This is a genomic window from Scandinavium sp., assembly GCF_032012665.1.
Classification (GTDB): Bacteria; Pseudomonadota; Gammaproteobacteria; order Enterobacterales; family Enterobacteriaceae; genus Scandinavium.
Map to the genome: position 1 here is coordinate 1 of NZ_DALZVG010000030.1, position 26,850 is coordinate 26,850.

Annotated in this window: 25 protein-coding genes; 19 read left to right on the forward strand and 6 right to left on the reverse strand. The window is 48.8% G+C overall.

Annotation, left to right across the window (positions count from 1 at the left end):
* Positions 1 to 188: 188 nt before the first annotated feature.
* From RTU33_RS18935 to flgA, 5 genes are all read right to left on the reverse strand, one after another.
* A complete protein-coding gene (locus RTU33_RS18935; RefSeq protein WP_312629396.1) occupies positions 189 to 1,127 on the reverse strand; it encodes a glycosyltransferase in 939 nt (312 codons plus the stop codon).
* 693 nt (positions 1,128 to 1,820) lie between these two features.
* Positions 1,821 to 3,494 carry a methyl-accepting chemotaxis protein gene (locus RTU33_RS18940; protein WP_312629398.1) on the reverse strand — a complete coding sequence of 558 codons (1,674 nt, stop codon included), beginning with the start codon at positions 3,492 to 3,494 and terminating at the stop codon, positions 1,821 to 1,823.
* A 396-nt stretch (positions 3,495 to 3,890) separates the two neighbouring features.
* Entirely contained in the window at positions 3,891 to 4,340 is a 450-nt protein-coding gene (locus RTU33_RS18945) for a flagellar export chaperone FlgN (RefSeq protein ID WP_312629400.1), read from the reverse strand.
* Positions 4,341 to 4,352: 12 nt separating this feature from the next.
* On the reverse strand, positions 4,353 to 4,649 hold the full coding sequence (flgM, locus tag RTU33_RS18950) for a flagellar biosynthesis anti-sigma factor FlgM (protein WP_312629402.1): 297 nt from the start codon (positions 4,647 to 4,649) through the stop codon (positions 4,353 to 4,355).
* Positions 4,650 to 4,722: 73 nt separating this feature from the next.
* Positions 4,723 to 5,436 (reverse strand): flagellar basal body P-ring formation chaperone FlgA, encoded by a 714-nt coding sequence (gene flgA / locus RTU33_RS18955; protein ID WP_312629404.1) that lies wholly within the window; start codon positions 5,434 to 5,436, stop codon positions 4,723 to 4,725.
* A gap of 273 nt (positions 5,437 to 5,709) precedes the next feature.
* Between flgA and flgB the strand changes: the two genes are divergently transcribed.
* The 18 genes from flgB to cheW all read left to right on the forward strand — a co-directional run bounded on the left by flgB (position 5,710) and on the right by cheW (position 22,915).
* Positions 5,710 to 6,123 (forward strand): flagellar basal body rod protein FlgB, encoded by a 414-nt coding sequence (flgB, locus tag RTU33_RS18960; RefSeq protein ID WP_312629406.1) that lies wholly within the window; start codon positions 5,710 to 5,712, stop codon positions 6,121 to 6,123.
* Positions 6,124 to 6,128: 5 nt separating this feature from the next.
* Positions 6,129 to 6,533 (forward strand): flagellar basal body rod protein FlgC, encoded by a 405-nt coding sequence (flgC, locus tag RTU33_RS18965; protein ID WP_312629408.1) that lies wholly within the window; start codon positions 6,129 to 6,131, stop codon positions 6,531 to 6,533.
* A gap of 16 nt (positions 6,534 to 6,549) precedes the next feature.
* Positions 6,550 to 7,278 carry a flagellar hook capping FlgD N-terminal domain-containing protein gene (locus tag RTU33_RS18970; RefSeq protein ID WP_312629410.1) on the forward strand — a complete coding sequence of 243 codons (729 nt, stop codon included), beginning with the start codon at positions 6,550 to 6,552 and terminating at the stop codon, positions 7,276 to 7,278.
* Between the two features lie 44 nt (positions 7,279 to 7,322).
* A complete protein-coding gene (flgE, locus tag RTU33_RS18975; RefSeq protein ID WP_312629412.1) occupies positions 7,323 to 8,549 on the forward strand; it encodes a flagellar hook protein FlgE in 1,227 nt (408 codons plus the stop codon).
* Positions 8,550 to 8,561: 12 nt separating this feature from the next.
* Positions 8,562 to 9,317, forward strand: coding sequence for a flagellar basal body rod protein FlgF (locus tag RTU33_RS18980; protein WP_312629414.1), 756 nt, complete (start codon positions 8,562 to 8,564; stop codon positions 9,315 to 9,317).
* A 22-nt stretch (positions 9,318 to 9,339) separates the two neighbouring features.
* Positions 9,340 to 10,122 carry a flagellar basal-body rod protein FlgG gene (gene flgG, locus RTU33_RS18985; protein ID WP_312629416.1) on the forward strand — a complete coding sequence of 261 codons (783 nt, stop codon included), beginning with the start codon at positions 9,340 to 9,342 and terminating at the stop codon, positions 10,120 to 10,122.
* A 67-nt stretch (positions 10,123 to 10,189) separates the two neighbouring features.
* Positions 10,190 to 10,945 carry a flagellar basal body L-ring protein FlgH gene (locus tag RTU33_RS18990; RefSeq protein WP_312629418.1) on the forward strand — a complete coding sequence of 252 codons (756 nt, stop codon included), beginning with the start codon at positions 10,190 to 10,192 and terminating at the stop codon, positions 10,943 to 10,945.
* A 37-nt stretch (positions 10,946 to 10,982) separates the two neighbouring features.
* Positions 10,983 to 12,077, forward strand: coding sequence for a flagellar basal body P-ring protein FlgI (locus RTU33_RS18995; RefSeq protein ID WP_312629475.1), 1,095 nt, complete (start codon positions 10,983 to 10,985; stop codon positions 12,075 to 12,077).
* The gene (flgJ, locus tag RTU33_RS19000) at positions 12,077 to 13,021 is read left to right on the forward strand and encodes a flagellar assembly peptidoglycan hydrolase FlgJ (protein ID WP_312629420.1); all 945 of its coding nucleotides are present in this window, start codon (positions 12,077 to 12,079) and stop codon (positions 13,019 to 13,021) included. Before RTU33_RS18995 ends, flgJ begins: the two co-directional genes overlap by 1 nt.
* 116 nt (positions 13,022 to 13,137) lie before the next feature.
* Positions 13,138 to 14,784 (forward strand): flagellar hook-associated protein FlgK, encoded by a 1,647-nt coding sequence (flgK, locus tag RTU33_RS19005; protein WP_312629422.1) that lies wholly within the window; start codon positions 13,138 to 13,140, stop codon positions 14,782 to 14,784.
* A 209-nt stretch (positions 14,785 to 14,993) separates the two neighbouring features.
* Positions 14,994 to 15,917: a flagellar hook-associated protein FlgL gene (gene flgL / locus RTU33_RS19010; RefSeq protein WP_312629424.1), complete on the forward strand. Its 924-nt coding sequence runs from the start codon at positions 14,994 to 14,996 to the stop codon at positions 15,915 to 15,917.
* Between the two features lie 348 nt (positions 15,918 to 16,265).
* Positions 16,266 to 16,997: an RNA polymerase sigma factor FliA gene (locus RTU33_RS19015; RefSeq protein WP_312629477.1), complete on the forward strand. Its 732-nt coding sequence runs from the start codon at positions 16,266 to 16,268 to the stop codon at positions 16,995 to 16,997.
* Between the two features lie 467 nt (positions 16,998 to 17,464).
* Positions 17,465 to 17,812: a flagellar transcriptional regulator FlhD gene (gene flhD / locus RTU33_RS19020; RefSeq protein ID WP_409438263.1), complete on the forward strand. Its 348-nt coding sequence runs from the start codon at positions 17,465 to 17,467 to the stop codon at positions 17,810 to 17,812.
* Between the two features lie 19 nt (positions 17,813 to 17,831).
* Positions 17,832 to 18,386 carry a flagellar transcriptional regulator FlhC gene (gene flhC / locus RTU33_RS19025; RefSeq protein WP_312629483.1) on the forward strand — a complete coding sequence of 185 codons (555 nt, stop codon included), beginning with the start codon at positions 17,832 to 17,834 and terminating at the stop codon, positions 18,384 to 18,386.
* 118 nt (positions 18,387 to 18,504) lie between these two features.
* Entirely contained in the window at positions 18,505 to 19,392 is an 888-nt protein-coding gene (gene motA / locus RTU33_RS19030; RefSeq protein WP_312629426.1) for a flagellar motor stator protein MotA, read from the forward strand.
* Positions 19,389 to 20,348, forward strand: a complete 960-nt coding sequence (motB, locus tag RTU33_RS19035; protein WP_312629428.1) for a flagellar motor protein MotB — start codon at positions 19,389 to 19,391, stop codon at positions 20,346 to 20,348. Before motA ends, motB begins: the two co-directional genes overlap by 4 nt.
* Positions 20,349 to 20,353: 5 nt before the next feature.
* A complete protein-coding gene (cheA, locus tag RTU33_RS19040; protein ID WP_312629430.1) occupies positions 20,354 to 22,369 on the forward strand; it encodes a chemotaxis protein CheA in 2,016 nt (671 codons plus the stop codon).
* Between the two features lie 27 nt (positions 22,370 to 22,396).
* A complete protein-coding gene (gene cheW, locus RTU33_RS19045) occupies positions 22,397 to 22,915 on the forward strand; it encodes a chemotaxis protein CheW (RefSeq protein ID WP_312629432.1) in 519 nt (172 codons plus the stop codon).
* A gap of 886 nt (positions 22,916 to 23,801) precedes the next feature.
* Here the strand turns inward: cheW and RTU33_RS19050 are convergent.
* Positions 23,802 to 24,920 (reverse strand): FliC/FljB family flagellin, encoded by a 1,119-nt coding sequence (locus RTU33_RS19050; protein WP_312629434.1) that lies wholly within the window; start codon positions 24,918 to 24,920, stop codon positions 23,802 to 23,804.
* A 449-nt stretch (positions 24,921 to 25,369) separates the two neighbouring features.
* Here RTU33_RS19050 and fliD point away from each other — a divergent pair, with 449 nt between their 5' ends.
* Positions 25,370 to 26,842, forward strand: a complete 1,473-nt coding sequence (fliD, locus tag RTU33_RS19055) for a flagellar filament capping protein FliD (protein WP_312629436.1) — start codon at positions 25,370 to 25,372, stop codon at positions 26,840 to 26,842.
* The last annotated feature ends 8 nt before the right edge of the window (positions 26,843 to 26,850 follow it).

Here is a 26,850-nt window from a genome sequence, read left to right on the forward strand (position 1 = left end):
GGCGGGGTCAGTCCAACTATAGGGCAGGATCGTCTACCGGGGCGGGGTCAGTCCATTTAGCGCTGCTGCTGTTTAAGTGGAACCGAATCGGTTCTGATGGCAGAAAGGCTTTAGTGGAGTCGGTTAGATCGCTGGATTAAGTATTTGATTGTTTTTCGATCCCGTCAGGTTGGCGACACCAAAGCACATCAAAAAAGCTTCCCCACCACCTTAATAAAGAAAAACACATCGCTGAAACTGCTTATCCCTCTGAACAAACGGCCAAACGAGACATCCGCTTTAAAGCGGGCTTTCACGCCTGACTTATCCTGCACGCGGTTACGATACAGCCCCAAAAAATGTCGGGCCTCAACCAGCGCGTGCCGATACAAAAACACCCTTATTTTTTTGTGCTGCTCCAGTTCCGCCAGCCGAACGATCTCCGCAATCACCTCAACATAGCTCACGGCCCGAACGTCGTAGTAATCCGGCCGGTGCGTGATAGAGGCCGTGTTGCTGATATAGATGTAATCCTTAACGTCCACTATGCGGAACCGGCCGTTGCTCGCCGCGAGGTGAACCGTCCACAGAATGTCTTTATGGCTTTTGCCGGCCTGGAAACGCAGCGAATGCTGTCTGATGTAGGATGACCTGACCATCTGTAGCCACAGGTAGTGCGGCCATTCGCGATGGATAACGCAGTGTCTGATCCACTCATGCCCCGACAGCGTTTCCCCACAGGGCTGCTTGCGGTGAATCGCCTTTCGACGATGCTCAGCGCCAGAATGCCAGCCGTTAAAAATCGCCACGTCGGCCTGCGCTGCGGTTGCTGCCTGCCATCGCTTTTCAATGAACCCGTCGGCGATATCATCGTCGGCATCAAGGAAAACCACCCATTCACCCCGATGAATGGCTAAAGCCGCATTGCGGGCAGCGTAGACGCCCTGATTAGGCTGCCCGATGAGGAGCAGCCGCTCATCCTGGATTTGGCGAATAACGCCCGCGGTATCATCGGTGGAACCGTCATCGACAACGATAAGTTCAACAGAGACGCGGGTTTCGCAGAGGAGTTTATTGACCAGGCTACCAATGGTCGCAGCGGCGTTGAAGGCAGGGATAATGACGCTAACGTCGATGTGATTCTTCATATCGGGCTACGATTTCCCTTCATGGTTATCTGTGCGGTGTCCGATGGGGATAATGCGTTTTTCCCTGATTTCCCGGTCATTCTCAAATAAGCACTCGTCGCAGAATTCTTTATCGAGGGCGAACCACCGCTCAAGGACGCTTCTTTTTTTATTGCATCGTGCACATCTCTTCATCTTTCTGCGCCTTTATGACCTCGAGATTTGGATTATCTGGAAAATGGACGCAGCAAGCCCCGGCTGGATAACCAACCGTAATTAAAGACTTTTTTGCGATCAATAAACGGTAAGGATAACCAGCCAGGGCATCCGAAAGATAATTGTTTTTATAGATCAATTTATCGATATTGATCGCTGGTGTCGATCAATAAGGCGTGCAATTACACGATTGACATGTCCGCTGTGCCGGGGCATGAGCAGGAGCATTTTGATAGATGGAATGGCTGCGCTTCGTTGTTTGACGGATGGCTTTTTCATTAAATTCAGGTGTAAATAGTGGTGTGCCTATACGCTCCTCCTATTCTTAAACTATAGGGCCGGATCGTCTGTCGGGGTGGGGTTAGTCCAGTATCTGGGTTTGAGTAAAGTTTGGTGCTTATTGATATACACAGGGGAAAGATCGTAAATCTTTCCCCTGTGGTGAAGGCAAATTTTTTAGGGTCCAAAGATTACTGTTAGAGCCGCTATTTAGCGGTCTTAAAACGCCTCCCAGTCGTCGCTTGTCTCTTCTTTTGCCGCTTCCCTTGGAGTTAAAGGCAAAGCCGTTGCGTTAGCCTTAGATTCGATAGTCGGATGATTTCCGGCCTTTTTCTCATCCTTAATGCGGAAGATAGCAACTGTCCGGGACAAGACGTCAGCCTGGCCTTCCAGTGCATGAATATCTGTCGATGACTGTTGTACCAGACTCGAGTTCTGCATGGTCACCTTATCCATTTCAACCACGGCAAGCCCAACCTGCTCAATACCCCGGCTCTGTTCTTTGGAGGCAGAGGCAATCTCGCTCATCAGATCGGTTACGTGTGTGGTGGCGTTGACCACTTCATTCATCGTTTCACCCGCGCTTTCGGCCAAGGTAGAGCCAACATTGACTTTACTGACTGAGTCATCAATTAAGATTTTGATCTCTTTTGCCGCCTGAGCGCTGCGCTGGGCAAGATTACGGACTTCGCCAGCTACGACAGAGAAACCACGGCCTTGTTCACCCGCTCTTGCTGCTTCAACTGCGGCGTTAAGTGCCAGGATATTAGTTTGAAAGGCAATGCCGTCGATAACGCTGGTGATATCAGCAATTTTCCGCGAGCTGCTGGCTATCTCATTCATGGTCGTCACCACGTTATCGACCACTTTTCCGCCGCGCTGTGCCGTGCTGGATGCGTTAAGCGCCAGCTGGTTGGCTTTTTGCGCGTTTTCAGCATTCTGCTTCACGGTTGAGGTGAGCTCTTCCATACTGGCGGCAGTTTGTTCCAGTGAAGATGCTTGCTGCTCGGTGCGTGATGCCAGTTCGCTGTTACCAAAAGCGATCCCTTTTGCCGCTTCGTTGATGGTGTCGGCGCTCGCCCGAACATTACCCACGGTGCGAATCAGTGAACTTTGCATGTGACGCAGGTGATCGGCAAGTTGTCCCATCTCATTGGTACCGGAAACCTCGATACTATGCATCAGGTCGCCGTCGGCAATGTGGTAAATGCCGGCGCTAATTTTACTTAATGGTGTGATAAGCACACGGCGAATACCGTTCCAGGCTGCAAATATAATTAGTGCTATCAGGAGCAGTGCAACAGCGGAGGTCCACAGCATGGTGTTATAAACGCGATTGCCGTTTTCAACAGCATTCAGATGAGCTTTTTCATTAAGGTGTAAGTAGTTAACGTATTCCCGGTCGAAATTATCCTGAAAGCTTTGGGTTGGCTGCGCGTTTGCTTTCACCATATCGCCAACCTTAATAAAGCCTATCAGCTCCTCAAGTGCGTTACAGTAGAGGTTGAACTGGCGTTTGAGCTCGCTGCGGGCGCTTTCGTCAACATCGCCTGGGTTACCCTGGGCTTCATAATTTTTCCAGCGATCTCTGGCCTGTTTTAGCGTTTCGTTGGCTGAAGTCATCAGTGTTTGAATCGTATCGCCTGAACCAATGTTTGCCTGATCCATCATGTAACGAATACCAGCGCGGCCAATAGTGGATCGAGTTTGCAGGAGGGAGACAAGGGTATCGCTGAGATAAGAGTGTTGTTGGTTGATGGCATTGAGAGTACTGCTATTTTCACGGTCCGTGTTCAGAGCATGGAACCCAACCCCATAGGAGGTAATCTGTAAAGCAACAAATACTCCAAATACAAATAATAAAACTGTAACTATCTTTATACGGTTTAGCATGGTTTTACTTTCTCAAAAAGATCTTTTTCCAGGGGTTGAAATCTATGAATAAGCAATAGATTACACATGATTTTAACATGCAAAAAATGACTACAATCCGTTCATGAAGGCGCAGAAATGCCGCTGTACATATATTCTTTGATTTCAATAAGCTATGGCGGAAAGCATGACGTGAGAAGATTAAAATAAAAATGCATCTGCCATTAATATGGAAAGGAAAGAGTGATAATGCACATCCCTTCTTTTTATTAATATTGAAGTACCATAAGCAAAGCTATATTTCTATTCTGCAAGCAAGGGCTGAACTGGTTAGCCCATGGCTATATTGATTGTTTTTATATTATTTATTTCGGCTGAGAGGATTAATGCACAGCCTGTTCCGCAGGAAAAGGCTGGCTACACGCTAATGTTATAAACTTTACCCGATGTCGCGAGGTTAGACTGGCCATCCGAGCTGTAAACCGGCAGTGTGGAACCTGCTTTATTCACCATCTTCATCAGCTGGTCGCCTTTTTTCATGTGAAGATCAAGAAGTTCGGCTACTTTGCTATTTAAATCATTTGCCCTTTTTACTTTCCTGATAATTTCTTCCCAGGAGGCAGCGATGCGTGGATTATGTTCATATGGCACGCTTATTTTCAGAATAGACTCCTGCTGCTTACGCAGATCGTCATAGTGGCTAATGGTTGAGAGTAGCTGGCTCTTATTATCTGAAACGATTTGCAGGGAGACCGGGTTAATCTGGGTTCGCTGTAGCTGGGCAACCTCTGCGATAAGAAGTGCCTCCAGATCGACAAGGGAGCCCTGCAGTTTCAGTAAAATAGTGCGTAAATTTTCCATTTTCATTTTTTTATAACATCAAGAGAGTTGAAAGATGTCATTCACCAGAGCCTGAGCAATTTTATCGGTATCAAACGTCAGTTCGCCTGCTTCCATTGCTTGACGGATTTTATCAATACGAGCATGGTCGATATCCTGAGAGTCATCCGCCTGGATCTGCTGGGCCATCTGGCTGAGTTTGACGTTAGTACCCGTATCCTTATCGGTGGTAACAGATTGAGTACTGACGTTTTCCGTCTTTGCTCTGACAGTAAAGTCCTGATGTGCATTAACTGCAGTCACGGGAAGAGCGTGTTGTGTTCTGTCTATACTCATTGTTCAATCCTCGGCGGTTTACGGTGGCGATGGGCTCTACTGATACTATCGGGCGTCGACAAAAAAACTAAAATTATTCTTTAAGGTTTATTGTGACGACCCCATCAGCTGAGAGGATCCCGCTGACTATTTGTCCACCATGGGTTGCGACTCTGAGCGGTTTGTTGGCGGCGGCATTGTTTAACGCCTTGCCGCGGGTGCGTATTTGGAAGCCATTGCCTTGAGCCAGGATCTCCACCAACTGCCCGGTTACGGCCGCCCAAGGGCGACGTAGCTGGCTTTGGGTCACTGCCTGCCCGCTGCTAATCGTGCGAGTGGCGGTATTTCCGACGATACTCTCTTTCGAAAAAAGCAGATCGGCAGGGAGCCGGTCAAGCGATCCGGTACGGGCGATAATATCCTTTTCTTGTACGACGCTGCCTGGCTTAATGGTTCGGACTGCGCTCCACCAACCTCCCTCCGCACTGACGTTCACCTGTATAAACTTCTTACGGTTGCCGCAGCGCGCAATAATACTTTTATTGCCCGTTAACCGGTCGTTATTACCGGCAATAGAAAGTTCGGGGTCGGAACAAAGCGTTGCCAGCTGAGCGGGTGCTGACAGTATTTTCACGTGCTGAACGACGTTTGCTTCAGAAGGGAGCTGGCGATGTGCGATAATCAGCGCGGTGATATTCTGCGCCAATCCTTCTTTTTCTGTTGACTCCATGGCGGCCATCGCCTGAAGGTGAAAAAAACCGCTAAGCAGCATTAATGCTATGACAGAAATAGTGCGTACAGATAGCATAAAATGAGCGAACCTCAGCTTTATATAGCGTAGAAAAAATACTTGTCATCAGGATTTATTGTCTTAGAGTATATGATAAAACTCGCTCATTCTTAATGCTCAATATAGCGTCATTTGTAGAGCCATTTCTGCGGATAAATGTCTCAAACTGTGTCCTGAAAAATCCATATCGCTAAATACGTTTATTTTTGTCTTATCTTTGCAGTATAGAAATAGTTTATTCACTCATAGAATGTGCGAGTTAATCTTCTTAGCAGAAAGTGAGTGTTTTTTATGCTCGATAAACTCGACAATGCGCTGCGCTTCCAGCAAGAGGCGCTGAGCTTGCTGAACAAAAGACAGGAAGTTCTGGCATCGAATATTGCCAACGTTGATACGCCGGGATATATGGCCCGTGATATTGATTTTTCCCAGCAATTACAAAAAGCAATGGACAGAAATGTGCCCACTAATGCGCCTTTATCTCTTGCTTTAACATCGGGAACACATATTGCCGGTACAGCACCTGCGTTTGATGATGGCCAACTATTATATCGCATTCCGGATCAGCCAAGTGCTGATGGTAATACGGTCGATATGGACCGGGAACGCGTGAGTTTTGCGGATAATAGTATGAAATATCAATCCAGTCTTACGCTTCTTGGTTCCCAAATCAAAGGCATGATGACAGTGATCGGTCAGGGATAATTATTATGTCAACCTTCAGTATCTTTGATATTGCTGGATCCGCCATGGCGGCGCAGTCGAAACGTTTAAATATCAGCGCCAGTAATATGGCTAACGCTGACAGCGCAGTAGGGCCGGATGGCCAGCCTTACCGTGCTAAACAGGCCGTTTTTGAAGTCAATAGTGCACCAGGTCAGGAGATTGGCGGTGTGCGTGTAAGCGACGTGGTGGAAAGTGCCGAGCCTGACCGAATGGTTTATGAGCCGGGCAGCCCTCTTGCCGATGCTAATGGCTATGTGCGTATGCCTAACGTGAACGTGGTCGGTGAAATGGTCAATACCATCTCCGCCTCCCGCAGTTATCAGGCCAACGTAGAAGTGATGAACACGGCCAAATCATTAATGCTCAAAACCTTGACGATCGGTCAATAAAAGGACAAGCAACGAAATGGCTGTATCACCAGTAATGAATTCTGCACCGAGCAGCATGGCTAAAACCGTGCAAAGCACTGGCAACACGGGCAATACCGCGAAATCCGCTCAGGCATCAGGTGGTTTGGGCACCGGGAGTGATATCGGCGATATCACCGACAGCTTTATGACGCTGTTGATTGCCCAGATGCAAAACCAGGATCCCACCAACCCAATGGATAACAACCAACTGACCTCTCAGCTGGCGCAGTTCAACACTGCCGCTGGGGTACGCGATCTGAATACCGCGTTAGATCAGGTCGGTGGTCTGGTTTACAACATGCAGCAGATGAATGCGGCGCAATGGGTTGGGCGGACTGTCTATATTGAAGGCGATAACAGTGTCTCAACGACGGAAGAAGGGAATAAAGACTTCTCCTTCGCGCTGGATTCCGATGCAGATACTGTGACCGTTACCTTAACGGATAAAACGGGTAACGCTTACACGGCCGATCTGAGAGATCTTAAGGCTGGCGTAAACAGCTTCTCCCTTGATGATTTAGAAGACTTTAAGCCGAGTGCGCCGCCAGCGGACACCGAATTTAAAGTGACCTATTCGGCGAGCAATGAAAGCGGCGATGTGCCGAAAATTGCGTCGCTGAAAAAATCTATCGTAGATGGCGTTTCCTTCTCGAGTCAGGGCGCAGCGCTGCGTCTTGGGGACGGAAGTACCACCTCCCTCGGCGATATTTACTTGATTGAGTAATCGTTCTGTAGTCATACCCTCTCGTTTTCAGGAATCATATAACAATGAGTTTCTCACAAGGTCTCAGTGGATTAAACGCTGCTGCACAGGCTCTGGATGTTGTCGGTAATAACATTGCTAACTCCCAGACCGTTGGTTTTAAATCAGGCACTATTGCTTTTGCTGACGTATTTGCAGGCTCCCAGGTAGGCATGGGTGTACAGGTTGCTGGTGTTAACCAGAACTTTAGCGATGGCGTATTAAGCCAAGGCAGCAGCGCTCTGGATATGGGTATCCAGGGCAATGGTTTCTTCCGTTTAGTGGATGATGCGGGACGTATCTTCTACAGCCGTAACGGCCAGTTCGAGAAAGATGCCAATGGTTATATCGTAAACCAGCAGGGCCTGAAGCTGACAGGTTACCAGGCAACCGGTACACCTCCGACGATTCAGCCTGGTTCCCCAGTTGGCCCTATCGAAATCCCAACCGGCCAAATGGGCGCGAAAGCATCCGACTCGGGCTCAATGTCCGGCAATATTTCTTCTGGGGAAGAGGCAATCGATCAGACTGCAAACCCATTCGATCCGAAAGATAGCAAGAGCTACAACTATGTGCAGCCAATGGATGCCTATGACTCCCTTGGTAATAAGCACACGATCAACGCGTATTACGTAAAAACCGCTGATAACAAATGGACGGTCTACACCAATGACACCACGTCACCACAGAAGGACGCGGGTGGGAACGATATGTTCCAGAAGGTGGACTTAGAATTTGATGCGTCCGGCAAACTGACGACTAACCCTGCCAAAGTGCAGGTGTCCGGTGAATCCTATAAAGGCGGTCTGCCGCTGGATTTCGAATTGGATCTTGATGGGCTCACTCAGCAGGCTTCTGATACCTCTATTGATAAAGTCTCCACTACCGGTTACGCACCTGGCCTGATGAATGGCTACTCTGTGGGCGATAACGGTCAGGTCATTGCAAGCTACAGCAACGGCCAGTCTCAGCTTATCGGTCAGGTTGTGCTGGCAAACTTCAACAATGCGGGTGGTCTATCTGCGGAAGGGAACAACTGTTGGTCAGAAACGCCTGAATCCGGTCAGCCAGTCATGGGGGCATCCGGTACGGGTAACCTGGGAACGCTCTACGGTAACCGTCTGGAGGCGTCTAACGTCGATCTGAGCCAGGAGATGGTTAACATGATCATCTACCAGCGCAACTACCAGTCCAACTCCCAGACCATTAAAACGCAGTCTGAACTCCTTCAGATCGTTAGTAACCTCGGTTAACGCAGGGCATTTATGGATCGCGCAATATATACAGCAATGGGCGCTGCGAATGCCGCTCTTAACCGCCAGAGCGTTACGTCTAACAACCTGGCTAATGCCACTACGCCCGGCTTTCGCGCCCAGCTCTCTGCTTTTCGCGCTGTCCCGGTTGAAGGTCCTTCCGTTGCCACCCGTACCCTGGTTACGGAGTCGACGCCTTATCACGACGACTCTATGGGGGCCATCAACCAGACGGGGCGCAGCCTGGATGTGGCGTTGCCGCAAAATGGCTGGTTGGCCGTCATGATGCCGGATGGCAGTGAGGGCTATACCCGTGCGGGCAATATTGAGGTGGATAGTGAAGGTTTGCTGACCGTTCGTGGTCGTCCAGTGATGGGCGATGGCGGCGCTATTAACGTACCGCCGCAGTCAGAATTGACCATTGCACCAGATGGAACGATTACCGCCCGTGGCCCTGGCGATGAGCCATCAACACTTGCTCAGGTTGGGCGTCTGAAAATGGTGAACGCCAAAATTCAGGATCTGGAACACGGTGATGACGGGTTGTTCCATATCAGCCCAGGCTCTGCAAATGCGGGCCAAAACGTACTGGCGGCGGATTTGAATTTGCAGCTGATCCCCGGTGCGCTGGAGAGCAGTAACGTCAGCCCGGTGAATGCCATGGTGGAGATGATAGCCACTGCGCGCGGTTTTGATATGAACATGAAAACGATCACGACCGTGGATGACAACGAAAAAAAGGCTAACCAGCTATTAAGCCTGAGCTAATCAGGCAAAGAGGAAATTGAGTATGATCCGTTCTTTATGGATTGCCAAAACCGGTCTGGAAGCGCAGCAGACCAATATGGATGTTATCTCGAATAACCTGGCGAACGTAAGCACCAACGGCTTTAAACGCCAGCGCGCTGTTTTTGAAGATCTGCTGTATCAAACGCTGCGCCAGCCAGGCGCTCAGTCATCTGAGCAGACCACCATCCCTTCTGGCCTGCAGCTCGGTACGGGTGTGCGCCCGGTGGCGACTGAGCGTATTCACAGCCAGGGTAGCCTGACTCAGACCAACAGCAGCAAGGATCTGGCAATCGAAGGCCAGGGCTTCTTTCAGGTGCAGATGCCGGACGGTACTACAGCTTATACCCGTGATGGTTCATTCCAGATCGATCAGAACGGACAGCTGGTGACCTCCAGCGGCTATCCGATCCAGCCAGCTATCACGCTGCCGCAGGATGCTGAAAGTATCTCCGTTGGTAACGACGGTATCGTTGGCGTGAAGGTAGCAGGGCAGACGGCATTACAGCAGGTTGGACAGATAACGTTGACCACCTTTATTAACGAATCCGGTCTTGAAAGCATTGGTGAAAACCTCTACCGCGAAACCCAGGCCTCCGGTGCGCCGAACGAAAGTACACCAGGCCTGAACGGTGCCGGGACGCTCAAGCAGGGTTACGTCGAAACCTCCAATGTCAACGTAGCCGAAGAGCTGGTCAGCATGATCCAGACTCAACGCGCCTACGAAATTAATAGTAAAGCGGTGTCAACATCCGATCAGATGTTGCAGCGCCTGTCACAACTTTGATTGTGGCCATAAACGCCCACGCTTGCGCGAGGGCGTTTATGGTTGCGATGCTAATGCAGTGGATGAAATGAAAAACCAGCCCTTTACCTCAGGAATCGGATCTCGTACTGACCAGGCCTGTTCTCTCTTCCGTCATAAGACTGGCTCGCTTCCGGCGGTAGCTGCGCTGGTACTCGTGTTGTCTGGATGCGCCTATATTCCGCATAAACCTCTGGTGGATGGCTCAACGACCGCCGCACCCATGCAGGTAGCAACCACCACGACAAGCGGCTCTATTTTTCAGACCGGTCAGGCGATGAGCTACGGCTACCAGCCGATGTTTGAAGACCGCCGCCCACGTAACGTGGGGGATACGCTCACTATCGTGCTACAAGAAAACGTGAGCGCCAGTAAAAGTTCTTCAGCAAGCGCGAACCGCAACGGCTCGACGGGTCTTTCTATGGACACCGTTCCTGGCATGCTTTCTGGCCTGCTTGGCGGAGACCGTGCGAACACAGCCGTCAGCGGCAAAAATGACTTCTCCGGTAAAGGTGGGGCTGCGGCCAAGAATACCTTTAACGGCACTATTACCGTTACCGTGCAGGAGCTTCTTGTGAACGGCAACCTCCGGGTTGTAGGTGAGAAGCAGATTGCCATTAATCAGGGTACCGAATTTATCCGCTTCTCTGGCGTGGTGAACCCAAGAACCATCAGCAGCAGTAATTCGGTGATCTCAACGCAGGTCTCAGATGCGCGCATTGAGTATGTTGGTAACGGATATATTAATGAGGCGCAACAGATGGGCTGGCTACAGCGGTTGTTCCTGAATCTTTCACCCTTTTAATGACTAATCCATGAAAACTTCATTTTTCACTTTCGTAATGGGGCTGTTTTTTATCGGCATCGTGAGTCTGATGCCAGGTAAAGCCCAGGCGGAACGCATTCGTGACTTAGTTTCCGTGCAGGGTGTGCGTAGCAACGCCCTGATGGGATATGGTCTGGTGGTGGGGCTGGATGGTACGGGTGACCAGACTATGCAGACCCCTTTTACTACCCAAAGCTTGAATAACATGCTTTCTCAGCTTGGGATTACTGTGCCACCAGGCGTCAATATGCAGCTTAAAAATGTTGCGGCGGTCATGGTGACCGCCGAGCTGCCTCCCTTCTCTCGCAGTGGCGAAAAAATTGACGTAGTTGTGTCATCGCTGGGTAATGCTAAAAGCCTGCGTGGCGGCACGTTATTAATGACGCCGTTAAAAGGGGTGGATAACCAAATTTATGCGCTGGCTCAGGGAAACCTGCTGGTCTCTGGCGCAGGAGCGCAGGGCGGCGGCAGCCGGGTTCAGGTCAACCAGCTTAACGGCGCGCGCATCAGCGATGGTGCAACCGTTGAGCGTGAGGTGCCTATGAATTTTGCTTCCCAAAATGTCCTGAAGCTACAGCTTAACGACGATGACTTCACTACGGCCCAGCTGATTAGCGATGAGATTAACCGACGCATTAACGGCGGCACCGCTGTTGCTGAGGATTCCCGTACCGTTAAGCTCTTTGCGCCGTCAGACAGCTCGGGACGTGTGCGTTTCCTGTCACGTGTACTTGATATTCCAGTTCGTGTTCAGGTGATGGACGCTAAAGTTATCGTCAACTCGCGAACCGGCTCCGTGGTAATGAACCGTCATGTGGTACTCGATTCCTGTGCCGTGGCTCAGGGCGACCTGGCCGTTGAGGTTTCCAGAACTAACGAAGTCAGCCAGCCGGATACGCCATTTGGCGGTGGGCAAACTGCGGTGGTGCCGAATACTCAGGTTTCCATTCAGGAGCGCGGTGGCTCGCTACAGAAAATTTCTACCAGTGCTGATCTCAACCAGGTTGTTCGTGCGCTTAACAGCCTTGGGGCAACGCCAAACGATCTGATGGCTATCTTGCAGTCAATGAAGAGTGCAGGGTGCCTGCGAGCTAAGCTGGAGACCAACTAATGGACGCGAAATCTTTAGTTTCCGGCGCGGCCTTTGATGTTCGTGGGCTGGACTCGCTAAAACGCGAAGCCCGCACGAACTCCGCTGAAGGCCTGAAGGCAGCGGCAAAGCAGATGGAAGGCATGTTCGTGCAGATGATGCTAAAGAGCATGCGCGATGCCACCATGAAAGATGATCTGATGCACAGCCAAAGCTCGGATATGTTTACCTCCATGTACGATCAGCAGATCTCCCAGGACATCGCTTCCCGAGGATCGCTGGGTTTTGCCGATATGATGGTAAAACAGCTTGGTGGCGAAGTGGACGCGAAGCCAGTAACAAAAGGCGTGGCTCCCGCGCCTTATAGCCTGCTTCCAGGGCAGCAAAAAATCATAAACAGTGCCCCGATGCAGCGTGCTCCAGGGGCTGTAGAGCAAATCACGTCGGCAGTAACAGGCAGTGGGGATAATCAGAGCTTTATTTCTCGCCTGCTGGGGCCTGCTATTTCGGTCGCGAAAAAGAGTGGGATCCCTCATCAATTGATTATTGCTCAGGCGGCGCTGGAATCCGGCTGGGGAAATAGAGAAATTCCGACCGCAAATGGGAAGTCAAGTCATAACCTGTTTGGTATTAAAGCAACACCGGACTGGCAGGGTGAATCAACGGAAATTACCACGACTGAATATATTAATGGTGTGGCGAAAAAGGTGAAGGCTGCCTTCCGTGTTTACCCCTCTTACTCCGAGGCGCTGGCTGATTATGCCTCCTTATTGACGCAGAACCCGCGCTATAAGAATGTGGCGCGCTCATCCTCTCCGGAAACTGCGGCGCATGCTCTTCAAAAAGGCGGATATGCGACCGATCCGAGTTATGCAAGAAAATTGATACAGATCATGGGACAGGTTAAAGGCTCAGTTAATCAGGGACTGAATGCCTATAAAACAGACCTCTCATCATTATTTTAAGAAAGATATTTTAGTTAATTTATCTCTGACCGATAAATGTTATAGGACAAGATTTTTCCGAGTGGTGCTGGCTAAAAGCGTTGCCAACTGAGCACCGAAAATAATATTGGTGAGTTATGAGTCTTATGAATTTGGCCCAGAGCGGGCTCAGTACAGCAATGCTGGCGATGAATGTTGTGGGTAACAACCTCAACAATGCCTACACCCCAGGCTACAGTCGCCAAAGCCTGATTTTTGGCGAAGCTGGCGGGCGTACGACCGGATATGGCTTCTTTGGCTACGGTGTAAAAACCGACGGTGTACAGCGTGCTTATGATGGTTTTATCAACAACCAGATGCGTAACATTTCCTCAGAGTATTCCGCGCTCGGAAGCCGCTACCAGCAGTTTAGCCAGATTGACGATATGCTGGGTGACGATACTTCAAATATTTCAGTCTCCTTAGGCAATATCTTTGGCGCGCTTGAGAAAATGAGCAGTGATCCGGCGAACCCGGCGGCTCGCCAGGAAGCACTTTCACAGTTCAAAGCCATTAGCTATCAGTACAACAGCAACAGCAGCACGCTTGCTGGTCTGGAAAAAAGTACGAATACACTGATAAATCAAACTGTAAGCGACGTAAACTCCTACGCTAAGCAGTTGGCCAACCTTAATGAACAGATTGGCAAGATTTATGCGCAAACGGGCACGCTGCCTGCGGATTTGCTCGATCAGCGCGATCTGGTGTTAGGTCAGCTGGGTGATTTGGTGGGCGTAAAGGTTAACGAAGACACCGGCAATGGACGCGTTGACGTCACTATGGCGAATGGGATGCCGCTGGTTAACGGCGATCGTGCCTACTCGCTTGAAGCATCCGCTTCGCCAGAAGAACCGTCAAAAACGATTGTGTCCTACGTTGATGCGGCAGGTAACAAGATGCCGATTGACGAGTCAAAATTCACTCAAGGTCAGCTAGGCGGACTGTTTAAATTCCGTAATGAAGATTTGGTTGATGCACGTAATCAGCTAAACCAGCTGGCATTGCAGATGGCCAACAAGTTTAACGAAGTGAACCATGCCGGTTATGACCGTAACGGCGATCAGGGTGGCGATATCTTCACGATTGCCGATCCGACTGCAATTACTAACCGTAATAACGTGGGGGATGGCACCCTTGACGTGAGCTTCACGGATATTTCGCAGGTGGTTGCACAGGATTACGACATTACCTTTAAAGGTCCTGGTGCCAGCGACTGGGAAGTGAAGACCAGCGATGGGCGTACCATCACACCAACGATTGGCTCTAACGGTGAGCTGGAATTTGATGGGATCTCCATTAGCCCGCAGGGGACGCCACAGCCGGGTGATTCTTTCAAATTGAATCCGGCAGATAATGCTGCAGGGAAGTTGAAAGTGGCCATTGATGATGGTGATCTGATTGCGGCCTCAAGCTCCTCCGATCCAAGTGATGAGAGCAACAACGAAAATATCAAAGATCTGATCGCCATTAAGGACGCTCGCCTGATTGGTAACGGTACACTGTCTGAAGCTTATGCAAGCCTGGTCAGCTCCGTAGGTTCCTCAATGAGCAGCCTGAAGGGGAATGCGGCGACAACTGGTAAGGCTTACGATGCAATAGCAGAACAGCAGCAGTCAGTAGCCGGCGTTGACCTCCAGCAAGAGATGATCAATTTACAGATGTTTAATCAGTACTATCAGGCGAACGCCCAGGTATTGCAAACTGCAGTAGATATTTTCGATACGCTGTTAAGCCTTAGATCTTAAGTCGGCTTCCATGTTCGTATGAACGCGGTTTGAAAAGCGTAGCCCGTGGAGGGAATGTTTTCTCACACTATAAAATGGGTTGAAAATCAAATATTGGTTTTTCATGTTGAATTGTATGATGACATCTTATTGCGATGGAGTCGCAACAGGATGTCATCAGTCTGTAGCCACACGGCAGTGCGGCTTAAAGTACAGTAAAGGAAAGCGTCATGCGTCTTAGCACTTATTATATGTTCCAGAATAATGTCAAAAGTTTATCCGATGCGATGAAAATGGGTAACGACATTGGCACTCGGTTATCTTCACAGCGCACTTTATTAAAGCCGTCAGATAACCCAGCTGGAGCATCGCAGGCGGTGACATTCCAGAATGCACTTTCAACCATGAACCAATATGACACCGCTCAGCTGTATGCAAAAGATTCGCTTGAGCAAGAAGATAATATTCTGACCTCTGTCAGCAATATTATGACCAAAAACCTCAGTGAGAAAATTGTCTCTGGCGGTAATGGTACAATGAGCGATGCTGACCGCCAGGCTTTGGCAACGGAACTTCAAGGTATCCGTGACAGCTTGCTGGATTTAGCGAACAGCAAAAATAGTAATGGTCGCTATCTTTTTTCCGGTTATAAAACGGGAACCGAGCCTTTTAGTAAGGATGGCAGTTACAACGGCGGTGATACAGCAATGACACAAAACGTTGCTGATAGTACCACCATGCAGGTTGGTCATACCGGTCGTGACGTGTTTATGAGTGGTTCTTCAGATGATATTTTTGCAGCGCTAGATAATGCCATTCAGGCATTAAATAACCCGATTGTAACAGATGCCGATCGTGAAGCACTGCAGGATACTCTCGATAAATCGAATGTCTCTATCAAAAAAGGTATTGATAATTTAGGGCGCATTCAAGCGGAAGTCGGTACCAACCTGCAGCAGATTGATGCATTGGCAATGCATTCGGCAAATGACCGTATTAGTGTTGAGTCACGTTTACAGCAAACGGTCGGTTCAGATCCTGATACTCTTATTACCCTGGTTACGCAATCGAAAATGGCCGAGTTTGCTTTACAGACCTCAGCTAAAGTGTTTCAAAGTATGCAGCAAATGAATATTTTCAACTACTTGCGTTAACATTAATCAACATTAATGAATACATTAATTTAACTGATTGTCATTAGTTGAATGTGACCGCATTGTATTTTTTATACCTTTTGCCCGGTTACGCTTGCACATAGCTAATTTTTTATGACCGCTTTACGTTCCGAGTTGATTGCCAGAGAGTGACCGAGAATTAGAATCAATAGCATTATGTGTACTCACTCTGTAGGTGATGAAGAACATTTGCCCTGATAATTTTACATTTTTTTAGCAAATCAAAGATGTGGATTGGATAAGCTCATGAGCCCTTATCAGGCTATTTGTTTTAAGAATGTTCTTACATAATGTGAGGCGGATTAGCTGGTTAGGTGTAGTGTGATTGTGAACGGTATTTATACACATGATGGGGTGATGCAAAAGAACGAATTATGGTCAAAGTATCGTTATTTAGTTCGTAATGAAGCTCTGCGTCTGCAGGTAAAACTCCCCGCCTGCGTAGAATTTGATGACCTGATTCAGGCTGGCACCATTGGCCTGCTTGGCGCAATTGATCAGTTCGACCCGAAGAAAGGTATTGGCCTTGGTGCCTATATTACGCAGCGTGTTCGCTGGGCAATGATTGATGAGTTGCGCGAATATGACTGGGTGCCTCGCCGGGTTCGGAGTAATTCCCGAGAGATTTCCAGCACTATTCGAAAAATAGAGCAGGAAAGTGGCGCTCCGGCGAGTGAAAGTGATGTTGCGGAAATGATGGGCATTTCGTTACGTGAATATCAACAAATGTTGTTGGACACGAATAACAGCCAAATATTCTCGTTAGACGAACTTCAGGAAGAATTTGCAGATGGCGCGGAAATTGTGGATGCTCAAAATGAAATGCTCAATCCGCTCCATGAGCTGATGAAGGGAAAGTTAGCTCAGAAGATCAGTGCGGAAATGAAGTATCTACCTGAAAGGGAACAACTTTTATTAAATCTTTACTATCAGCAAGAGTTGAATATGAAAGAGGTTGGTGTTCTTTTAGGCATCACCGAAACGCGAGTGAGTCAACTGCACAGTTTGGCCATTAAGCGACTGCGCGCAAGGATTGATACTGCTGACGATCGCCGTTAAACATCTTGTAATTAAAGGGATAATAAAATAATAACTGAATAATGATATAGATCCATTTTTGAAGTGTTATTGTATTTGTCGCCCCGGGTGGATTGCTTTCGCCCGGAAAAAAGTAAGGTGTTGAAAATGTAGACTGGAGTAACTATAATACGCATAGAGCATCCTTTATATCGAAGATAATATTCCTCTCGTTATAGGTCGTAATTGCTTTCCCCTACACGACTGTATCGGTTGCTATTCCATATCCGGATTCGCTATCTCAGAAGAGTATTATCAATCTATGTGATTCTGAATCGCTGCCTGGATGATTTATGGGTAAAATATATTAGTTATAGTGATGTATGTCACGTTTGGAGACATACTATCTCTTTACTTCATCCTTTTTTTAACCTTTATTATTTGGTTTGAATAAAAACTCAATTTGATTCCGTGCGGTTACCCGTGACGCGGATATGGTAACAAAGAAAATGACTATCGAAAAAGTAGATGACCAGCTTCAAAGAATTCACGACATCAATTTATCCTATCTGCTATTGGCGCAACAACTTATCCGGGAGGATAAATTCGCAGCAGGCTTCCGTTTGGGCTTAACTGAAGCAACTATCGATACCATTAAGGATCTTTCGCTTCCTCAGTTGATTAAATTAGCCTCGACAAATCAACTTATTTGTCGCTTGCGAGTGGATAGCGAAATTGTTATCGACAATCTTACAAAGGACTCCCGGATTGAAGCTCTGCAGCAAATCCATACTGGGATAATTTTGTCTACGGATCTGCTTAACTCGCTAAGTGAGCAAAGAATCAACCCTTCGTGATGACCTATTGGATTTAAAGATGACTGAAAAAAGTATTCTCCAGGAAGTCAAAGAAGTGCAGATTGCCATGGAGTTGATTAACTTTGGCGCACGTATGCAAATGCTGGAAAGCGCGACAAACCTGAGTCGTAGAAGGCTATTGCGTCTTTATAAAGAGCTGCGTGGGTGTCCTCCTCCTAAGGGAATGCTGCCGTTTTCAGAAGACTGGTTTATGGCCTGGGAACGCAATATTCATGCTTCAATGTTTTACAATATTTACCTGTATCTGCAAAAAACGGAATCCTGTCGCACGATAGAGGCCACGATTAAAGCCTATCGTTTATATCTGGAACAGTGTCCTGTGTCTCCAGGCGAAGGGCCGGTGCTGGGATTAACTCGTGCGTGGACGCTGCTGCGATTTATTGACTGCGGCATTATCGAACAGACGGAATGTTGTGTCTGTGGCGGCAACTTTGTTGTCACCAACGAATATTCCAAAAATGCATTCACCTGTAGCCTTTGTTGCCCACCTTCGCGCGCGATTAAGAAAAACAAAGTTGCGGATGTGTCTGCCGAAGCGCAACTGAACGCATAAACGACAAATGATTTACAACAAGCGGTTCACGTTTCGGTGTAACTCGTATGCAGTACAGCCTTCTGATTGTGTTTCTTGCAGGCGAATTCAGGATATATTCATTGCTGAGGGATTTTGAGTGTTAGTCATTATTGGTTATCTTATTGTTATGCTGACAGTTTTCGGCGGGTATCTCTTGTCTGGAGGTCAGCTTGGTGCGCTTTATCAGCCAACGGAATTGCTGATCATCGGTGGGGCGGGCGTGGGGGCCTTTATCGTCGGAAATAACGGTAAAGCGATTAAAGCCACCATGCAATCTATTCCGCATTTACTAAAAGGCTCGCGCTATACCAAAGATATCTATATGGACCTCATGGCGATGATGTATCTCATCCTGGCCAAGGGTAGACAGAATGGCCTGATGACGCTTGAAGCCGACATTGAAGACCCACAAAACAGCCCAATTTTTTCTGCCTATCCACGCTTACTGGCCGACCAGACGATTATGACTTTTGTCGTTGACTACATGCGTCTGATGATCAGTGGCAGCATGAGTGTCTTCGAGATGGAAGCGCTGATGGATGAAGATATTGAGACGACCGAACATGAGCACGAAGTCCCCGCGGGTAGCCTACATACTGTAGGTGATGCCCTGCCAGCCTTCGGGATTGTGGCGGCGGTAATGGGGGTGGTCAACGCTCTGGCGGCGGCCGACCGTCCTGCCGCCGAGCTTGGGGAACTTATCGCTCACGCGATGGTTGGAACTTTCCTCGGTATTCTGCTGGCTTACGGCTTTATCTTGCCCCTGGCAACACTATTACGTCAGAAAAGTAGCGAAGAGATCAAGATGATGCAGTGTATCAAGATCACACTGTTGTCCAGCATGAACGGCTACGCGCCACAGATTGCCGTTGAGTTTGGCCGTAAAACGCTGTTCTCCTCAGAACGTCCTTCCTTTATCGAGTTGGAGGAACACGTGCGCCAGGTGAAAACCATGTCCAATAGCCAAACGGACAGCGCATCATGAATAAACAGCAGCACCAGACGATTATTGTCCGCCGGAAGAAAAAACATAAGCATGGTCATCATGGCGGCTCCTGGAAGATTGCCTACGCTGACTTTATGACTGCGATGATGGCCTTCTTCCTGGTGATGTGGCTGCTTTCAACCTCTACGCCTTTACAGCGTGAACAGATTGCCGATTACTTTAAAATGCCGCTGAACGTTGCGCTGGGGAAAGGGGATAAGGCGAGTCTTAGCAGCAGTCCAATCCCCGGTGGCGGTGAGGATATGCTTCGTAAAGAAGGGGAGGAGCTGAAGAAAAAACTCGAAAAGCTCGATAAAAAGAAAAATATTCAGACCCTTATGCGTGCTCAGGAGAAACTGGAAAGCCTGATCCGCAGCGACCCACGTCTCAGTAACTTCCAGTCTAACTTGCGTCTGTCCCTGACCGACGATGGTCTGCTGATCCAAATTATTGACAGCCAGGATCGCCCTATGTTCAAGATCGGCAGTCCAGAGCCGGAAGCTTACATGCGTGGCATTCTTCAGGCATTGGTGCCAGTGCTTAACGATCTCCCAAACAAAATTAACCTGACCGGGCACACTGACTCCTTACCTTATGCAAAAGGTGAGCTGGGTTACAGCAACTGGGAACTCTCTTCCGATCGCGCTAATGCGTCAAGGCGTACCCTGGTTGCCGGTGGCATTGCGGATAATAAATTCCTGCGAGTGATTGGAACGGCAAACATGATGCAGCTGGAGAACGTCAAAGCTGATGACCCTATTAACCGACGTATCAGCGTTCTGGTGCTTAGCAAAAGTAAAGAGAAGGCCATTCTCAGCGAAGACACCGTCTTACAGAGTGCATCGAACAACCAGGATAACGAAAAAATAAAGTCTGAGCTAAAAGCGATGTCGGTTGCCGCTGGACAAAAAATATCACCGCCGGCCCCGGATAATACTTCTACAGGTAAAGGTTAAGAAAAATGGACGTTAGTGATTTTTACCAAACATTTTTTGATGAAGCAGATGAACTGATGGTCGATATGGAGAGCCATCTTCTTAATCTTGACTGTGAATCACCTGATAAAGAGATGCTGAACGCGATTTTCCGTGCAGCGCACTCGATTAAGGGCGGGGCAGGCACCTTCGGGTTCACTATCCTGCAAGAGACTACGCACATTCTGGAAAATCTGCTGGATGAGGCCCGCCGTGGAGATCTGCAGTTAACTGGCGAGATTATTAATCTGTTCCTGGAGAGCAAGGACATTATGCAAGATCAGCTGGACGCTTATAAGTCCTCAGAGAAGCCGGATGAAGAAACCTTCCGTTATATCTGTGAAGCATTGCGTAAAATTGCACTTGAAGCTAAGCAGGAGCAAGCAGGAGAAGCTAAACCTGCACTAACTCCTGCACCTACCGCCGTTCCTGCCGCACAATCGGACAGCGCTGGGCTACTCACCGTTGCTCTGACCGCGATTCCTGATGCAGATAAAGAGGCATTGTTGGAAGAACTCGGTAACCTGGGTGATGTATTAAGCCAGGAGCAGCGAGGTGATACGCTGCTGGTCCAGTTGAGCACCACGACATCCTCTGACGATATTCTGGCAGTGCTGTGCTTTGTGCTGGAGCCTGAACAAATTTCTATTACCTCTGCGCAAGCGGAACCTGCTGAGTCAAAGCAGGTTGCAGAACCAGCGGAGATAAAAGCAGAACTGCCTGAGACAAAAGAAGAGCCAGTGGCCCGGCCGGGCGGTTCATCAGAGCAGGTCGTACCAGCCACTAAAGCGAAATCTGCGGTCAGAAGCCAGGTGGCGGAATCCGGTAGCCTGCGCGTGGCGGTTGAAAAGGTGGATACCATCATTAACCTGGTGGGTGAACTTATCATTACCCAGGCAATGCTTTCCCAGCTTTCTGCTTCTCTCGATCCCGCGGAGCACGATCAATTGATCAGCAGCATCGGGCAGATGGAGCGCAACGCGCGCGATTTGCAGGAATCGGTGATGTCCATCCGTATGATGCCGATGGAATATGTGTTTAGCCGCTTCCCGCGTCTGGTCCACGATTTGGGCCGTAAGCTTGATAAAAACGTTGAGTTGACGCTTAAGGGGGGCTCCACCGAGCTTGATAAGAGCCTTATCGAACGCATTATTGACCCTCTTACACACCTCGTGCGTAACAGCCTCGATCACGGTATTGAGCCAAAAGAGCAGCGTCTGGCAAAAGGCAAACCAGAGCAGGGGAACTTGACGCTTTCCGCAGAGCACCATGGTGGCAGCATTGTCATCGACGTCATTGATGATGGTGCGGGTCTTAACCGTGAAAAAATCCTGGCCCGAGCGAAAGCGCAGGGAATCGCCATTAGCGAAAACAGCAGTGACGAAGAGATTTGGATGCTGATCTTTGCCGCAGGTTTCTCAACGGCGGAAAAAGTCACCGACGTTTCCGGGCGCGGTGTGGGTATGGACGTGGTACGCAGAAATATCCTGGCAATGGGTGGACACGTGGAGGTGCACTCGGAGCAGAATGTTGGCACGACTATTCGTATCGTTCTGCCGCTGACGCTCGCTATCCTTGACGGTATGTCGGTGCGCGTAGGACATGAAATTTACGTGCTGCCGCTTGGCACCGTTATGGAATCGCTGCAACCTTCAGAAAGCGCGCTCTACAACATGGCGGGCGGTGAGGTGATGCTGCAGGTGCGCGGTGAATATCTGCCGCTGCTCGATCTACAGCAAATTTTCGGTATTCCTCGCGATTCACAAACGCCAACGGATGGCATCGCTGTCATCCTGCAAAGCGCGGGTTGCCGCTACGCGTTGCTGGTCGATCAGCTCATTGGCCAGCACCAGGTCGTTGTGAAAAACCTCGAGCTTAACTATCGCAAGGTGCCTGGTATTTCAGCCGCGACCATTCTGGGAGACGGCAGCGTGGCGCTGATTCTGGATATCGTGGCGCTGTTTACGCTGAGCAAAGATAAAAAATTAGCTGAAAAGCATTAATCTGGATTGGTTAAGCGAGGTTATGAAATGAATATTTCAGGCACAGACAAAAATTTTGGTGATAAAAACGTGGGCCATGAGTATCTGGTCTTTACGCTGGGCAATGAAGAATATGGTATTGAAATTCTGAAAGTTCAGGAGATTCGCGGTTACGATCGTGTGACCCATATCGCCAATACGCCGGGCTTTATTTCGGGCGTGACGAATCTGCGCGGCGTGATCGTACCCATCATCGATCTACGCGTGAAGTTCCAGCTGGAATCTGCAGATATTAATGACAATACGGTCACTATTGTGCTCAATCTGAAAGAGCGCGTGGTCGGGATTGTGGTGGATGGTGTTTCTGATGTGATATCGCTGAACGCCGATCAGATTAAGCCTGCTCCGGACTTCTCCACGCTGCTGTCCAGCAAATACCTGTTGGGTCTTGGCACGATTGATGAGCGCATGCTGATTCTTGTGGATATCGAGAAACTGCTGAACAGCGAAGAGATGGATATTGTTGAGCGTCTGGCCGAGAGCGAGTCGGAGCCAGAACTTGGATAAGTAGGTTGTGGTTGAACCACGCATTAAAAATGCAATGAGAAACGGGCGATAGCAATATCGCCCGTTTTTTTGTGCATCGAAATCTCTCTGCCTGGCCGGGGAGGGCGGTGAGGCTTGCGGACTAAAGCGCCTGGTGATGAGTCAGAAAAACCTGCGTTCTGGCAATTGCCAGGCAAACGTATCTTCGCGGAATCAAAAGGGGAGGCTTGATGAGGAACAAAAAAAAGCCAGGAGCCGTAAATATCAGGTCGTTTACGTCACTAAAAATATCCGGCAGATTTCTACCGTGAAAAATACAAAGCGATGGGCAATATTTTTGACAATGGCAAGATGGGATGTATGTGAATATTCTTGAGGCTGAATGCGGTGGGGGACCATATTCATTTACCTCTGGTTATTCCATCGAAGATAAGTGTATCGGGCGGAATGGGCTATCTGAAGCAAAAACAGTCTGATGTTTTACGAATAATTTTGGCGTGTGAAGTCTAAATAATATCATCGGGGGAATTCTGGCATCGTGGGTATTGTGTGGGTACGGTGGGGAAAAGTGTAGCAAGGCGTAGGATAATTAAAGTATCAATATTAAATGTATAAGTATCTGTAACTGCTACTAATTCCCTGTTCAGAGGGCCATAAACAAAAGGTTAAAAATAAAGGCCAGGTTATAATGCGCGTGTTTTTTTCCTCTTGGTCACTATCAATACAAATGAATGAAGGGGTCTTTCTCTTTTTCTATTGATGGGTACCCAACCTGGCAGGATTGTATTGCGGTGTACCCTTAGCGACTCATTGGTTTAATACTGATCTTCAGGCAAAAAAATACCCCAGTCGGATGACTGGGGTAGACAAAACGGGCCAGCAAAGCCGGACCCGTGTTGAAGCATGATTAACGCAGCAGGGACAGAACGTTCTGTGGAACCTGGTTTGCCTGAGCAAGAACAGTGGTACCAGCAGACTGCAGGATGTTCGCGCGGCTCATGTTAGAAACTTCAGAAGCAAAGTCAGCATCCTGGATACGAGAGCGAGACTCGGACAGGTTGTTAACGGTGCTGTTCAGGTTGCTGATTACAGAATCGAAACGGTTCTGTACCGCACCCAGACCGGAACGCAGTTCGTCAACCTGAGCCAGTGCATCATCGATGGTCTGCAGCTGACCAAGACCAGCAGCAGCCATTTCATCAGCAGTTAATGCATCAGCACCTGCAGTGAATGCTACTGAAGAAGGGGTGCTAGTAGCATCATCTGCAGGGGTAACGACAGCAGTCATTTCAACTGCACCTTTATCACCTACTGCATAGAACTTGGTTGCACCAGTGTCATCAGTGTGTTGATAAAGAACTGCGTTGTCGCCTGCGATACCGGTAACACTCGCATCTTTCAGTTGGGTTGTCAGAGCGTCCATGTCGGCTGCGGACATTTTGGCAGTAGCAGTACCATCGTCGATGTTGGAACCTTTAGCAACTTTAGTTGCAACTTTAGTTGCATCAAAGCTGTCCATGCTCAGGGTAGAAGCATCGATTTTGCTCAGGTCGATATTGATGGTCTGGCCATCGTTGGAACCAACCTGGATGCTCAGAGTCTGGTCTTTGCTCAGTACTTTAACGCCGTTGAACTCAGTCTGTTCGGAGATACGGTTGATTTCAGACAGACGTGCGTCGATTTCGTCCTGGATGGACTTACGGTCAGAATCGGAGTTAGTGCCGTTCTGGGACTGTACGGTCAGACGACGGATGTTCTGCAGGTTGTCGTTGATTTCGTTCAGCGCACCTTCAGTTGTCTGAGCAATAGAGATACCGTCGTTAGCGTTACGGGACGCCTGAGTCAGGCCGCTGATGTTAGCGGTGAAGCGGTTAGCAATTGCCTGACCTGCTGCATCGTCTTTTGCACTGTTAATACGAACGCCTGAAGACAGACGCTGGATAGCAGTACCCAGGGAAGACTGAGATTTGTTCAGGTTATTCTGTGCTACCAGGCTCAGTGCGTTAGTATTGATAACTTGTGCCATTGTTCTTTCCTCATCAATTAATTAGTTAATATCACGATAACTTCGCAATATAGTGATGCGTCATTCCGTTCGCATATTAAAAATATCGGCATCAAAAAAATCTTCTAAAATTTTTTTTAATTATTTTTGCTTTTAGAGCAAATTTTGCCCAACATGGGAATTCCTTCTTTATAGGACAAGGGAAGGCACAGAACCCCCGTCGATTTTGGAACAGTAATTTTACTATGCGGCTAAATGGCGCAATTATTGCGGCTATTTCATTGTATTGGCTTTCGCTCCGTTCTGAGGGGGGCGAAGGCCTGGGAATCTATCCGCTGAATAGCGACAGAGTGTGTTTTTATTGGGGCTTAAGGTTGATGAGATAACCACAAAAAATTAAGCTTTATGTCGCTCAAACCGATAACTAATAACGAGCCTCAGTCGATAATTGAATTAAACAGGAGAGTGTCATGGGGATATCATCATTAGGTATCGGTTCCGGACTGGATACAGCTGCAATGCTCGACCAGCTTCGGGCCTCAGAACAGATGCGTCTGCAGCCTTACGCGATCAAGCAAAATACTTATAAAGCAAAGATTTCCGCGTGGGGACAAATTTCCAGTGCGATGTCCGATCTGCAAGCCAGCGTTAAAAAACTGACCGGCGATGCTTTTAGTGCGCTCACCGTGAGCTCAAACAAAGCGTTTACCGCTACGGCTGGCGCAGGCGCACAGGCGGACACTCACTCCGTTACCGTGCACCAGCTGGCAACCGCACACAAAATTAAAACTGCGGGCTTTGACGATGCGGATACTTTGCAGGGCAGCACCACTGGTGGCACCCGTACTATTACCATCACCTCAGGCGACGGAAAAGAAACGACCGTTGAGCTGTCTGATGATGAAACCTCACTGTCACAGATTGCTAAAGCGGTAAACAAGGCAGAAGGCAATGTGACCGCTTCTGTACAGCGTACCGATGACGGCTACCAGCTGGTATTCACCGCTAAAAATACCGGCAGTGCAGGCGAGCTTTCCGTCAGCGTGGATGGTGATGACAAGCTGGGGTCTATCCTTAACACCTCTAACGGGGGCAACCCGTCTGACGGCCCTGATAATGGTGACGCAATGACGCTCGTGAGCAAAGCCCAGGATGCGATGCTCACCGTAGACGGCAGTGATTATACCCGGTCCTCTAACAACATTACCGATATCATTACTGGCGTGACCCTGGATCTGAAAGCGGTATCCGAAGATGACAAATCAGAACAGCTCACGCTGACTTCAGATACTTCGGCGATTAAAAGCAGCGTAAAGGATTTTGTTGATAAGTATAACGCCTTAATCAAGCTGACCTCTGCGGCCAGCAAGTATGTGCAGAATGATACATCCGGGCTTGGTAGTGATGACATTGCTACCCAGAACAGCCAGAACGGCGCGTTGATGGGTGACTCCACCCTGCGTGGCATGGTTGCTGAAATCCGTACGACGATCAACGGCACCTATGGCGATCGCGGAGTCGGCGGCAGCGACGAAGATGCGTTTACCGCGCTTGCAGACATTGGGATCAAAATTGATGCCGCAACCGGCACGCTGACGCTTGATGACAATAAGCTGGATAAGGCCATTGCCGATAACCCGGACGGGATTGGCGATATGTTTATTGGGCGCGGCGAAAATGAGGGCATGGCGACCAAGCTTCAGGATATCGTCAATAAATACGTCGGCGATCCGGATGATAAAGACAACAAGGGCGTTATCAAGCTTTCAACAGACGATCTGGATGAACAGGTCAAGCTGATGGATACCCAGCTGGATAAAACCCAGAAGCTGATTGATGCGCAAGTAGAACGCTACCGCGTGCAGTTCCAGAATCTGGACAGCACCATGTCGCAGCTCAATAACCTGAGCAACCAGCTTAACTCCTTGCTTGCCACACTGTAAGGATATAG